Raw genomic sequence first — 12,628 nt, 5'->3', positions numbered from 1 at the left:
TTTGCGTCAGCGGGTGGTCGGCATGCGCAGGGCGTTCACCCAGAGACGGGTGACGGTGTAGACGAGGTCTTCCATCGGGCGGGCTTCGCCGTCGAGGTAGCCGTCACCGATGACGAAGTAGTTGAAGGCGAGACGGCTGACCATGCCTGACAGCGCCCGCGAGGTGAGCATCGGGTCGAGCTCCGGGTCGGCGAGACCGCGTTCCTGGAGGTTCGCGATGCTGCGGGCGTTGCGGTGGATGAAGGCGTCGGCGCGGTCCTGGCGCAGCTTGCTGAACTCGGGGTCGATATTGGCGACCTGTTCGAGCAGGCCCATCAGCTTGGCGTTGCGCTTGTAGGCCTCGAAGTAGGCCCGGTTGCTCGCCTCGACGATGGACGCGGGGTCGTCGTCACCGGCGACATGTTGCATGCCGGGATGCAGCATGTCTTCCTGGGCGTGTTCGAGGATCGCCGCGAAGATCTCTTCCTTGCCCGCGAAATAGGTGTAGAAGGTGCCCGAGGAGCAGTTGGCTTCCTGGGTGATGTCGACCAGCCTGGTGTCGAGGTAGCCGAGCCGCTCGAATACCTTGCGGCCCGCGTCGATCAGGGCCGAACGCGTCCGCAGGCCGCGCGGGGTGGCTGGCAGCTCGCGCAACAGCGAAGTGCGCGCCATCGAGGGCAGCGCGCCTTCGCCGTCGGTGTCCGCGGGTCGATCCATGCTGTATTTATAGCGCGCGTCCGGGGCCGCGGCGTCCGGCGAGTCGCTGCTCAGGGGTGGAAGACGACTCGGCCGACCGTGCTGCCATCGCCGAGCCTGCCGAGCCCGTCGGGGACTTCGGCCAGCGAAAGGCGTTCGCTGATCAGCGGTTTCAGCTGGCCCGCCGCGGCGAGCCTGGTCAGTTCGGTGTGGCAGTCGCGGATGGCCTGCTGGTTGTACTGCTTGTACAACCCCCAGTGCAGGCCGATGATCGAGTAGTTCTTGATCAGCGCGTGGTTGAGCGCGGGTTGCGGGATGGTGCCGCCCGCGAAACCGATCACCAGGATGCGGCCCTCGAACGCGATGCACTTGGTCGACTTGGCGTAGGCGTCGCCGCCGACCGGGTCGTAGATCACGTCGGCGCCGCGTCCGCCGGTGAACTCCTTGACGATCGGCACGAAGTCCTCGGTGTGCCGGTCGATGACGAGGTCGGCGCCGAGCTCGCGGCAGTAGTCGGCCTTGTCCGGCCCGCCGACCACACCGATCACCCTCGCCCCCGCGGCCTTGCCCAGCTGCACGGCCGTGCTGCCGACGCCACCGGCCGCCGCGTGCACGAGCAGGGTCTCGCCCGCCCGCAGCTGGGTCCGCCGGTGCAGGGCGAACCAGCTGGTCTGGTAGCCGATGCACAGGGCGGCCGCCTCGGCGTCGTCGAGCGAATCGGGCGCGGGGAAGACGTTCTCCGCGTCCAGCACCGCCAGCTCGGCGAACGCGCCGCCGGGCAGGGTCGTGGTGCCGACAACCCGATCGCCGATCGCGAACCCGGTGACACCGGCACCGACCGCGACCACCGAGCCGCACAGCTCGACGCCCGGGGTGAACGGCAGCGGCGGCTTCACCTGATACTGCCCACGGCACAGCAGCACATCCGGGAAGTTGGCCGGCGCCGCGAGCACCCGCACCAGCACCTGCCCCGGCCCGGCGACGGGATCTTCGATGTCGTCGAGCCGCAGCACGTCCCGTGGTTCGCCGAGCTCGCCGACCTGCCATGCCTTCATGCTGAAATCCCTTCGCTAGATGCCTGCGTCGTCGGCGACGTCGCAGGCCAGACGCACTACGGCGTCGATTCGTTCGATGGTCGGCGTGCCCGCCGCCGCCTTGTTCATGGGGTTGTCCTGTGCCCGGCGCAACACGCCTTCGGCGATGATCGCGAGCTTCCACAGGCCGAGGACATGCCAGTACCGCAGCGCGGCGGGGTCACGGCCGGTCAGCTCGAGGTACATCCGCGACATCTCGGCGCGGTCCGGGAACCCGTCGAGCGCGGAGGCGGGAAAGTCGCCGCCGATGACTTCGCCCGGCTCGGCCCAGTAGGCGAGCATGCTGCCCATGTCGGCCAGCGGGTCACCGAGGGTGGACAGCTCCCAGTCCAGCGCGGCCGTCACCGCGCCGGTCTCGCGCGAGGTGATGACATTGCGCAGATGGAAATCGCCGTGCACCAGGCACACCTCGTGCTGCTCGGGCACCGCGGCGGCGAGTCTGCGGGTGAGCTCGTCGATCTCGGGCAGCTCCCTGGTCTTCGAGTGCTCCCACTGCCCGCTCCAGCGCTTGAGCTGCCGCGGCGCGTACGGCTTGTGACTGGCCAGATCGGCCAGCCCGACGGCCGCCGGATCGACCGCGTGGATCCGCGCCAGCGTCCGCGGCAGCGATTCCGCGATCGCCCTGCGCCGCTGCGGGGTGAGCGACCGTGCGATCGGCATGGTGTCGACCACCTGCCCGTCCACGAACTCCATCAGCACCAGCGGCGCCTCGACGACCGACGGGTCGGCGAGCACACCGAAGATCCGCGGCACCGGCACCTCGGTGTGCTCGAGCGCGGCGATGATCCGCGCCTCCCGCACCACGTCGTGGGCCGAGGCCAGCAGCTCACCGAGCGGCGGCCTGCGCAGCACCCACAGGCGCCCGGCCGCGTCGGTGACCAGATAGGTGAGATTCGACTGCCCGAGCCCGATCCGGTCGAAACGCAGCGGCGCCGCGCACTCGATGCCGAGCGTGGCGAACCACTCGGTCACCACGGCAGGGTCGATCCCGACAACCTCAGACACCGAGCGACGCTCCGCTCCGGAACAGCGGCGCGTCACCGAGCCGCTGCCCGCCGTCGATCACCATGACCTCACCGGTGATCCAGCTCGCCGCGTCCGAGACGAGGAACGCCACGGCCGCGCCGATGTCTTCCGGCTCGCCGATCCGGTCCAGCGCGGTGGCACCGGCGACCGACTCCTCATGGTTCTTCCACAGCGCCTCGGCCAGTTTGGTGCGTACGACACCGGGCGCGACCGCGTTGACGCGCACCTTCGGCGACAACTCCAGCGCCATCTGCTTGGTCAGATGGATCAGCGCCGCCTTGGACGCGTTGTACAGCCCGATATTCGCCTCGAGCGTCAGCCCGCCGATGGACGCGGTGTTGACGACCGCGCCCCCGTGCTCGCCCATCCAGGCTTCGGTGACCAGCGAGGTCCACAGCACCGGCGCCCACACGTTCACGCCGAAGGTCTTCGCGAACCGGGTGTAGTCCTGGCCGATCACCGGGCCGAAGGCGGGGTTGGTGCCCGCGTTGTTGACCAGGATGTCGACGCTGCCGAACCGTTCCATGGTCAGCTCGACGCAGCGTCGCGCCGCGTCCTCGTCCATCGCGTGCGCGGCGACGCCGAGGACATCGCCACGCACCTGTGCGGCGGCCGCGTCGGCGGATTCCTGGGTGCGCGAGGTCAGCACGACGGTGCCGCCCGCCGCCGCGATCGACTGGGCGATCGCCAGCCCGATGCCGCGCGAGGCACCGGTGACGATGGCGGTGCGCCCGGTCAGGTCGAGTCCGGTCATCAGTTGCTCTCCTTGCCGCGGTACTTGCCCAGTTCCTGGCGCGCGATGGCGCGCTTGTGCACCTCGTCGGGGCCGTCGGCCAGGCGCAGCGTGCGTAGCCCGGCCCAGGCCGCCGCGAGCGGGAAGTCGTCGGTGACGCCACCCGCGCCGTGCACCTGGATCGCGCGGTCGAGGACCTTCAGCGCGATGGTCGGCGCGGCGACCTTGATCGCGGCGATCTCGGTGCGCGCCGCCTTGTTGCCGACGGTGTCCATCAGGTGCGCGGCCTTGAGCGTGAGCAGCCGGATCATCTCGATCTCGATGCGCGACTCGGCGATCCAGTCCTGGATATTGGCGTTCTCGGCGATCGGCTTTCCGAAGGTGACCCGCGACTGCGCCCGCTTGCACATCATCTCCAGCGCGCGTTCGGCCATGCCGATACTGCGCATGCAGTGGTGGATGCGGCCGGGGCCGAGCCGGGCCTGGCTGATCGCGAAACCCTCGCCCTCGCCCTTGAGCACGTCGGTCGCGGGCACCCGCACATCGGCGAAATCGATCTCGGCGTGGCCTTCGCGTTCCTGGTAGCCGAACACCGGCAGCCCGCGCAGGATCGTGACGCCGGGCGCGTCGATCGGGACGACCATCATGGACTGCTGCCGGTGCGGCGCGGCCTGCGGATCGGTCTTGCCCATCACGATCAGCACCCGGCAGTTCGGGTGCAAGGCGTTGGTGGCGAACCACTTTCGCCCGTTGAGCACGTAGTCGTCGCCGTCGCGCACCATCGACAGTTCGACATTGGTGGCATCGGAGCTGGCCACACCCGGTTCGGTCATCGCGAATGCCGAGGCCATGGTGCCGTCGAGCAGCGGTTCGAGGTACTTCTTCTTGTGCTCCTCGGTGCCGAACAGCTCGAGCACCTCCATGTTCCCGGTGTCGGGGGCATTGCAGTTGCAGGCCTCCGACGCGAGGTGGCTGCGGCCCATGATCTCGGCCAGCGGCGCGTATTCGAGATTGGTCAGGCCGGGGCCGCGGCCGGGATGCGGATGGAAGAGGTTCCACAGGCCGCGCCGCTTGGCCTCGGCCTTGAGCTCTTCGAGGATCGGCGGCTGGAAGTGCGGGTTGCCTGCGGCGCGCATCTGCTCGTCGTAGACGGCTTCGGCCGGATAGACGTGCGAGTCCATGAAATCGAGCAGGTCTGCGCGGTACTTCTCGGCGCGCTCGGACAGATCGAACAGTGACATGGGTACTCCAGGGAGTCGAGGGGTGTCAGCGGGTTTCGGCCAGCAGGGCGGCCTGGTAGCGGCGCATCCCGCGCAGCCAGCGGTCGTAGTCGGCGCCCTTGTTGCGGTACATCTCCAGCACCTGCGGGTGCGGCAGGATCAGGAACTGCTCGGCCGCGATGGACTCGAGCACGATCTCGGCCACTTCGGCGGGTTCGAGGACTTCACCCGCCGACACGACCGCGCGGGTGGCGGCGGCGCCGAGCGGCTCGCCCGACTCCTGCCCGGCATACAGCAGCGCGGTGTTCACGCCCATCGGGCAGAGGCAGCTCACCCGAATGCCCTGGTCGCCGTAGGTGACGTCGAGCCATTCGGCGAACCCGACCGCGGCGTGCTTGCTCACCGAGTAGGTGGCCGAGCCGATCTGGGTGAGCAGACCCGCGGCCGACGCCGTGCTCACGAAGTAGCCTTCGCCGCGGTCGAGCCACTGGGGGACGAGCAGTTGCGCGGCCCGGATATGCGCGCGCAGGTTCACCGCGAGGGCGAGATCCCAGTCGCTCTCGGTGGCGTCCAGCCCGGGCGCGCCGACCACGCCTGCGTTGGCGAAGTACAGGTCGACGGGGCCGAAGTGCTGCTCCGCCAGCGCGATCAGCCCCTGGATCGCGGTCGTTTCGGCGGCATCCGCGCCCGCGCCCACCGTCGCGTCCGGGTGCTCGGCGTTGATCCGCGCCGAGACGGCGAGCGCGGCCGCTTCGTCGAGGTCGGCGACGATCACGCGCGCGCCCGCCGCGGCGAGGGCGGTGGCCAGCGCGGCCCCGATCCCCGCGCCGCCGCCGGTCACGATGGCCACCTTCTGTGCAACTCTCACGATGAATTCCTTCGGTCGGTGGATCCGAACCTATTAGAAGTTGACGTCAACTTCAAGTCTGAATTCCCAGCTCAGGTCGGTCGACCGTGGCCCGGCCGCGATGAACTGGCCTTTTCGCCTCGGCTCGAGTCGGCCCGGCGGAACCCGGCGACATCACTGCCGGGCTCGTGCCGATCCTGTCCGCGGCGCGTCGCCGGCCAACGTGGCGATCCACGCGCGGGTGTCGGCCGGATCGATGACGTCGTCGAGTTCGAACCCGGTCGCCGCGGTCAGCGCCTTGCCCTGCTGGTAGGCGAGGGTGAGCAGCTGCTGGAACAGCGTCTCGCGCTCGGCTGGATCCGCCACGGCGGCAAGCTCTTTGCGGAAGCCGAGGCGCACCGCGCCTTCCAGGCCCATCGGCCCGATCTCGCCCGTCGGCCAGGCGATGGTGAAGTTCGGGGCGCGAAAGTGCCCGGCCGCCATCGCCATCGCGCCGAGACCGTAACCCTTGCGCAGGATGACCATGCCGAACGGCACGCTCAGCCGGGCGCCGAGCACGAACAGCTCGCTGAACCGGCGGACCGTCGCCGTCTTCTCGGCCTCCGGCCCGACCATGAATCCCGGTGTGTCGCACAGGGACACGACGGGTAGCCCGAACGACTCGCACAGCCCGAGGAAGTCGCCCATCTTGTCGGCGGCTTCGGCATCGATGGCGCCGCCGAGGTGATGACTGCTGTTGGCGACCAAGCCGAACGGCACACCATCGACCCTGACCAGCGCGGTGACGATGCCGACTCCGTAATCGGGCCGCAGCTCCAGGATCGAGCCAACATCGACGATGGCCTCGATCGCGCGATGGATGTCGTAGGCGCGCAAGCGATTCTCCGGCACGACATGCCTGGCCAGGCGGGGGTCGGGCGCTTCGTAGTCGTCGACCGGGCCTTGGAAGTAGCCGAGGTACTGCGTGGCCAGCGCCACCGCGTGCGCCTCGTCCCGGGCGACCAGGTCGACGACGCCATTGCGCCGTTGCACGTCGATCGGCCCGATGTCCTCGGGCCGGTACGCACCGAGCCCGCCACCCTCGATCATCGCTGGACCACCCATGCCGATATTGGCGTCCGGCGTCGCGATGATCACGTCGCACACCCCGGCCAGCGCGGCGTTCCCGGCGAAGCAGCGGCCCGACACGATCGTCACCAGCGGCACCTGACCGCGCAGCGCGGCGAGCGCGCGGAAGGTCGGCACGTCCAGGCCCATACCGGTCACGTCGGTGTCGCCGGGCCTGCCGCCGCCGCCCTCGGCGAACAGCACCACGGGCACCTGCTTGCGGGCGGCCAGTTCGAAGGCGCGGTCGGTCTTGGCGTGATTGTTCTTGCCCTGGGTGCCCGCGAGCACGGTGTAGTCGTAGGAGACCACCACGGCTTCGGCCGCTGCCCTGCCGAAGCGGTCGGCGCCGATGGTGGCCAGGCCGGTGACGAGGCCGTCGGCGGGGGTGTTGGCGATCAGGTCCTCTTCGGTGCGCCTGCTGCGCTGCGCGGCGACGGCCAGTGCGCCGTACTCGACGAAACTGCCGGCGTCGACGAGGTCGGCGATGTTCTCCCTGGCGGTGCGGCGGCCGAGCCCGTGCCGCTTGGCGACCACCTCGGGGCGGGATTCGTCCAGCGTGACGAGGTGGCGCGCGCGGATCTCGTCGACATCGGCGCGGGCGCGGTCGGGATCCAGATCGGCCCGCACGCTGCCGGTGGCGTCGGCGCCGGTGCGGGTGATGATCACCAGCGGATCGCCGGGCGCGACGACCTGCCCCGGTCGCACCAGAATCCGGATGGTCCTGGCGGCATCCGGCGCGGCGAGCACGTGCTGCATCTTCATCGCCTCGAGCACGACCAATTGCCCGCCCGCGCCGACCTCGACGCCTTCGTCGGCCACCTCGACCACGGTGCCCGCCAACTGCGCGCGCACTGCCTCCTGCCCCGGATACAGCTCGACGGTCGCGACCGCGACCTCGGGTTGTCCCGCCTCGGCGGCTGCGACGAGTGCGGGCAGGTTCTCGCCGAGGTAGCCGGTGGTGACGACGCCGGTCTGGAAATGGCTGTCGGCGAGCACTTCCCGCAGGAACCCGATATTCGTGCGAAGACCGTCGACGGTGAATTCCGCCAGCGCGGTCCCGGCCTTGCGGGCGGCGGCGGGGAAGGAGTCCCCGCGGGTGCGGATGACCACCTTCGCCAGCAGTGAGTCGTAGCGCGGACTCGGGGTGAGTCCGGGGCGGCCGAAGGTGTCGACTCGCACGCCAGGACCGGTGGGCGGGGCGAAGGCGGTCAGGGTGCCTGCGGTCGGGATCGCCGATCCGTCGGCGGCCATGGTCTCCATATTCACCCTGGCCTGGATCGCGATGCCGTCGGCTTGTGCGGGGTCGCCGTTGGATTGCCTTCCATCGGAGGTGATTCCGTGGGGCAGGCCGAGCTCGTCGAGGGTTCTGCCCTGGGCGATCGCCAGCTGCACGGCGACCAGGTCGACGCCGATCACCTCCTCGGTGACGGTGTGCTCCACCTGGATCCGCGGGTTGACCTCCAGGAAGACGAATTCCGAACCGGAGACCAGGAATTCGACGGTGGCCAGTCCGCGATAGCCGACATGCGCGCACAGCCGGGCCGCCGCCTCGTGCAGTTGCCGTCGCAGCGCATCCGAAAGACCCTGGGCCGGCGCGATTTCGATCAGCTTCTGATGCCTACGCTGCACGCTGCAATCCCGATCGCCGAGCGCGAGCGCCGTGGTGCCGTTCGCGCTGGGTGCCGCGACGACCTGCACCTCGATATGCCGGGCGTTCTCCATCAGCGCCTCGGCGAACACCGCCGGATTGCCGAAACCGAGCTGAGCCTCGGCGGCACACTGCCGGTAGGCGTCATCGATCTCCGCGGCCGTCCGCACCACCCGCATGCCGCGTCCGCCACCACCTGCCAGCGCCTTGATCATGATCGGGCCGGATCGCGCGTCGAAGAACGCCTTGACCTCGCCGACCTCGCTCGGGCCTTCGGTCGCGGGCAGGACGGGCACGCTCGCGGCGAGGGCGGTCCCGCGGGCCGACGACTTGTCGCCGAACAGGTCGAGCACAGCCGGATCCGGGCCGATGAACGTGCACCCCGCGGCCGCGCACGACCTGGCGAATTCGGCGTTCTCGCTGAGGAATCCGTAGCCAGGGTGGATGAACTCGGCACCCGATTCCTTGGCTGCGGCCAGGATCGCGGCGTGGTCGAGATAGGACGCGGGCCCGGCGCCCGCCAGCCCGATCGCCTCGTCCGCCGCGTGCACATTCGGGTTGTCCGCGTCGTCCTCGGCGTAGACCGCGACGGTGCTCGCGCCGAGTTCGGCGGCGGTGCGGATGATGCGCAGGGCGATCTCGCCGCGGTTGGCGATCAGCAGTTTCACTGGGTGTCCTTGTCGTGCTCGGCCGGGGTGAAGCCGATCAGTCGCTCGGCGATGGCGATGTGGTCGGTGATGAACCGTTCGCGCTGGTCGGGGCCTGCTCCGGCGAGCCGGGAGGCGCCGGCCAGCAGTGCGTCGGACAGGGTCTCGACGACCCGCGACAGGGACGCGCACGGGTCGATCCCGCCGCGCGCGTCGACCCGTTCGAGAAACGCGGCGAACCGCTTGCGCAGCCGGGTGCGCACCCGCGACCACTGCGCGCCGATCGCCGGATCGATCCCAGCGCGGTGCTCGATCAGCGCGACCAGCGCGCCGTTGGCGAACACCGCCTCCGCGAAAGCCCTTGTGGTGGCCGCGATTACCTCGGCGGGCTCGGTGACCTCGATGTCCACCACGAGCTGCGCGTCCAGGAATTGTGCGCACACCCGCTCGGTGATCGCCCCGAACACCTCGTCCTTCGAGGAGAAGTACGCGTAGAACGTCGCCCGGGAGACCCGCGCCCGCGTGGTGATCGTCTCCACCGAGGTCTGGTCGTACCCGAACTCCGCGAAGCACCGCCCCGCCGCGTCGAGCAGTTCACCCCGCCGCGGTCCGGCACTGTCCTTGCGCGCCGACCGCGCCCGCTCCTGGGCCGCACTTGTGGTCACCGTCACAAGTGTCATTGACATTGACGTCAATGTCAATGACCGATCTATGGCCCCACCTGCTCGGTTAACGCCCAGGCCCGCTACCGGGGTACAGTCGCTCCCGCGATGTAGCGATACATCACGGCCCTGTGGCGCAGTTGGTTAGCGCGCCGCCCTGTCACGGCGGAGGTCGCGGGTTCGAGTCCCGTCAGGGTCGCAAGAGAATCCCCGCACCAGTTCTGGTGCGGGGATTTCGCGTCTCAGCGCATTCCTATCGGCGGTGGTCGATGCTGGTGATCCGATACCGGCCAGGGGCGACCTCGGCGGTGCGCATCGTCTGCTGGATTTTCTCGATGGCCGGGTCGCCGGGCCATTGCTGCTGGACGGTGACGTTCCAGAGCGTGGGATCGGCGGCGTCGGCCCTGGTGATGTGGATGCAGTACTTGACGCCGGTCGGGAAGGTGGAAATGCCTGCGGCGAGCGCGGATTCGTCGCCGACATGGGCGTCGTCGGTGACGTAGGTGCGAGCTTTGGCGGCGTCGCGGTCGACGTAGTAGCTGTATTCGAAGCCGAGGATCGCGCCCTGCGGGGTGGCGGTGTCGCCGCGTTCGGCGCTGATGGTGATGGACTGGCTGCGGAAGGATTCGCAGCCGGCCACGGCATGCGCCGGCAGCGGGGGAACGGTGGTTTCCGTTGTCGGCGAACCGGATACGGCCGCCTGCTTCGCCGCCACCGGCTTGTCGTCGGAGCCGAGGAAGATATTGGCGGCCAGCCCGACCATGACGACGAAGACCAGCGCGCCGACGATGCCCTTCACCGCCGCAGCGGCTTTCGTGCGGCCGTTGGGATCGTCGTAGCGCTCGTCGTCGTACTTCTTGCGTGGCCTGCGCGCGATCGGCCCACCGCCACCGAAGTCCTTCAGGCGCGGGAGGACCGGCATCTCGACCCGGTCGCCGCTCTGCTCGGTCGCGGTGGTGGTGGCCCAGTCGTTCCAGTCGACATCGTCACCGCGGCGCGGTGTTTCGTCGACGGGGGCCTCGTCGTTCCAGTCGTTCCAGTCGCCGGTGAACCCGTCCTCGTCGGCGGGCGCGCGGTAGATCGGCTCGGTCTGGGCGTTCGCGAGGTGGCCGGAGGCGTCGTCGTAGAGTTCCGGCTCCGGCGGCGGCCACGTCTCCGGGTTGGTGCCGATGGTCTGCGGCTCGGCCTCGCGCCTGCGCCTGCGCCGCCGTTTGCCCTGGGGGCGACGGCGCGCCGGATTCTCCGGTGACGAGAAATAGGCCCCGAACGGATTGTCCATCCGGGCGCCCTACGCCGGCGCCGGGACGACTCCCGGCTGCCCGTGCTTCGGTGCGGCCGACGGCTTCTCGGTCTCCTGATCCTGTTGCGGACGGCCGGTCGGCGGAATCACCCCGTTCTGGACCGGCTGCTGTGCCGGCGCCGGAGCGGCGGGTGTACTCGGCGTTGTCGCCGGAGCTTGCGGCTGTGGTTGTGCCGCGGCGGGCGCCTGGCTCGCCGGGGCCGGTGACGCGGGCTTGTTGTTGTTCGCGGGTTCCGGCTTGGCGGCGGTGTCACCGTTGCCGAGCCCGGCGAACAACCCGCCCGAGTTGCCGCCGCCATTGGTGGACGGCGTGGTGGGCGACGGTGTCGTCGTGGCCGGGCTGGTCGCCGTACCCTCGGTCCCGGTGACATTCGCCGCGAGGGTATCGATCCCGGTGGTCGCCAGCTCGGAACCCTTGTCGATGCCGTGCATCGCGACCTCGGCGATCTTGTCGATCAGGTGCGTGCCGAAGGTGACGCCCGCATCGATCGCCGCGGTGCCGAGGGCGACCCCACCGTCGATCAGCGCCTCCTGCAAGGCGATCTGCGCCGCCGTCGCCGGATCGGTCGTCGTGGTGTCGGTGTCGATCGTGTCCGTCGACGTGCCGCCGGTGCCGAGCACATACACGCCCGGCGCCACCTCGGTCGCGCCCTGCGGCACGGTCACGCCGTTGGTCCCGCCCAGATCGGAGGTCAGTTCCCTGGTGTTGCGGGTGTACTGATCCATGTCGGTGCTCGCGCTCCCGACGACGCCGACCGCCTCCTGGATCGCCTCCTCCGCGAGTTCGACGATCGCGTCCAGGTTGTTGCCGTTCACCGCGGGTGCGGCGGCTTTCGCCTTGGCGCGGAAGTCGGCGATGATCGCGTCGACCTTGGCCGCCGCGCTCGCCTGGGTCGAATGTGCCTGTCCGAGCAAGGTGCTCAGCTTCTGGCCACGGTCAGCGGCCGCCGACACCTCGGTCGCGGTCTGGCGCAACGCGGGTGTGGCGGGTACCGCGGTCTCGGTCGACTCCAGCGCGTACAGGCCGAGCCGGTGCGGGTCCTCGGTGGCGGTGGTGGCGTTTGTCGCCGAGGTCAGCGCGGCCACTACATCGGCATCGGGGTCGGCGGAGGTGTTGGAGCCCAGCGATTTCCGCAGCTCCAGCAACGGCACCTCGAGCAACGCGACCACCGGCGCGATCTTGGCCTCGGCCTCGGCCGGGGTGATCGTGCTCAGCGTTGTCTCGGTGACCAGGGATTTCGCGCGCATCACGCCACCTCGCTCTCGGTCGCTCGCAGGTCGCCGGCCAGCCCGGTATCGATCCCGGTGACCTCGGCGCCATAGCGATTCAGAATGTCTTGATACGCGGTGACCAGATTCCCCGCGGTACTCAACGTCGACGCGTGCGCCCCCGCGGCCTCCGTCCACGCGGCAGCGAATTCCCGCCCGAGCACTCCGAGCCCGGACAGATCCACCCCCGCCGCCGTACTGGTATTGGTAGCCGCTTCACCAAGTAGATCCGCGACCCGAGCTGCAGCGCGCTGATACGCGTCGAGCGCTGACGGGTCGAATGACATTTCCGCCACGATGTCTTCCCCTTCACGATCGCGGGTGCTCGTCGGGCACTCCCGGCACGAAAAGCCTAACGAGATCGGCGCCGTTGTGGGTGGGACTGGCGTGCACCGCAGGC

The 12,628-nt window shown here is 69.7% G+C and carries 11 protein-coding genes and 1 tRNA gene; 1 reads left to right on the top strand and 11 read right to left on the bottom strand.

What is annotated here, in order from left to right; translation table 11 throughout:
- Positions 1-6: 6 nt before the first annotated feature.
- The 8 genes from ACWF82_RS16835 to ACWF82_RS16800 form a co-directional block, all read right to left on the bottom strand.
- Positions 7-696, bottom strand: coding sequence for a TetR/AcrR family transcriptional regulator (locus ACWF82_RS16835; RefSeq protein ID WP_452502077.1), 690 nt, complete (start codon positions 694-696; stop codon positions 7-9).
- Positions 697-746: 50 nt separating this feature from the next.
- Positions 747-1,730, bottom strand: coding sequence for an NADPH:quinone oxidoreductase family protein (locus ACWF82_RS16830; RefSeq protein WP_452502075.1), 984 nt, complete (start codon positions 1,728-1,730; stop codon positions 747-749).
- A gap of 15 nt (positions 1,731-1,745) precedes the next feature.
- Entirely contained in the window at positions 1,746-2,774 is a 1,029-nt protein-coding gene (locus ACWF82_RS16825) for a phosphotransferase family protein (RefSeq protein WP_452502073.1), read from the bottom strand.
- A complete protein-coding gene (locus ACWF82_RS16820) occupies positions 2,767-3,549 on the bottom strand; it encodes an SDR family oxidoreductase (RefSeq protein ID WP_452502071.1) in 783 nt (260 codons plus the stop codon). Before ACWF82_RS16820 ends, ACWF82_RS16825 begins: the two co-directional genes overlap by 8 nt.
- Complete coding sequence (locus ACWF82_RS16815; protein WP_452502070.1) at positions 3,549-4,769, bottom strand: acyl-CoA dehydrogenase family protein; 1,221 nt, start codon at positions 4,767-4,769, stop codon at positions 3,549-3,551. The genes ACWF82_RS16820 and ACWF82_RS16815 overlap by 1 nt, the downstream gene beginning before the upstream one ends.
- A 25-nt stretch (positions 4,770-4,794) precedes the next feature.
- Positions 4,795-5,616: an SDR family oxidoreductase gene (locus tag ACWF82_RS16810; RefSeq protein ID WP_452502068.1), complete on the bottom strand. Its 822-nt coding sequence runs from the start codon at positions 5,614-5,616 to the stop codon at positions 4,795-4,797.
- A 153-nt stretch (positions 5,617-5,769) separates the two neighbouring features.
- Positions 5,770-9,018, bottom strand: a complete 3,249-nt coding sequence (locus ACWF82_RS16805) for a carboxyl transferase domain-containing protein (protein ID WP_452502066.1) — start codon at positions 9,016-9,018, stop codon at positions 5,770-5,772.
- Positions 9,015-9,668 (bottom strand): TetR/AcrR family transcriptional regulator, encoded by a 654-nt coding sequence (locus tag ACWF82_RS16800; RefSeq protein ID WP_452502265.1) that lies wholly within the window; start codon positions 9,666-9,668, stop codon positions 9,015-9,017. The genes ACWF82_RS16805 and ACWF82_RS16800 overlap by 4 nt, the downstream gene beginning before the upstream one ends.
- Before the next feature lie 116 nt (positions 9,669-9,784).
- On the opposite strand from ACWF82_RS16800, the gene ACWF82_RS16795 reads away from it, so the two are divergent.
- A tRNA-Asp gene (locus ACWF82_RS16795) sits at positions 9,785-9,858 on the top strand.
- A 54-nt stretch (positions 9,859-9,912) separates the two neighbouring features.
- Here ACWF82_RS16795 and ACWF82_RS16790 read toward each other — a convergent pair.
- From ACWF82_RS16790 to ACWF82_RS16780, 3 genes are read right to left on the bottom strand one after another with little or no spacing between them, the layout of a single operon-like run.
- A complete protein-coding gene (locus tag ACWF82_RS16790) occupies positions 9,913-10,938 on the bottom strand; it encodes a hypothetical protein (RefSeq protein WP_452502065.1) in 1,026 nt (341 codons plus the stop codon).
- A gap of 9 nt (positions 10,939-10,947) precedes the next feature.
- Positions 10,948-12,207, bottom strand: coding sequence for a hypothetical protein (locus ACWF82_RS16785; protein ID WP_452502063.1), 1,260 nt, complete (start codon positions 12,205-12,207; stop codon positions 10,948-10,950).
- On the bottom strand, positions 12,207-12,515 hold the full coding sequence (locus ACWF82_RS16780) for a hypothetical protein (RefSeq protein ID WP_452502061.1): 309 nt from the start codon (positions 12,513-12,515) through the stop codon (positions 12,207-12,209). Before ACWF82_RS16780 ends, ACWF82_RS16785 begins: the two co-directional genes overlap by 1 nt.
- Positions 12,516-12,628: the final 113 nt, after the last annotated feature.

Source organism: Nocardia sp. NPDC055053, from assembly GCF_053608285.1.
The sequence above is the reverse complement of the archived record's forward strand: the minus strand, read 5'-3'. Positions and strand labels throughout refer to the sequence as shown.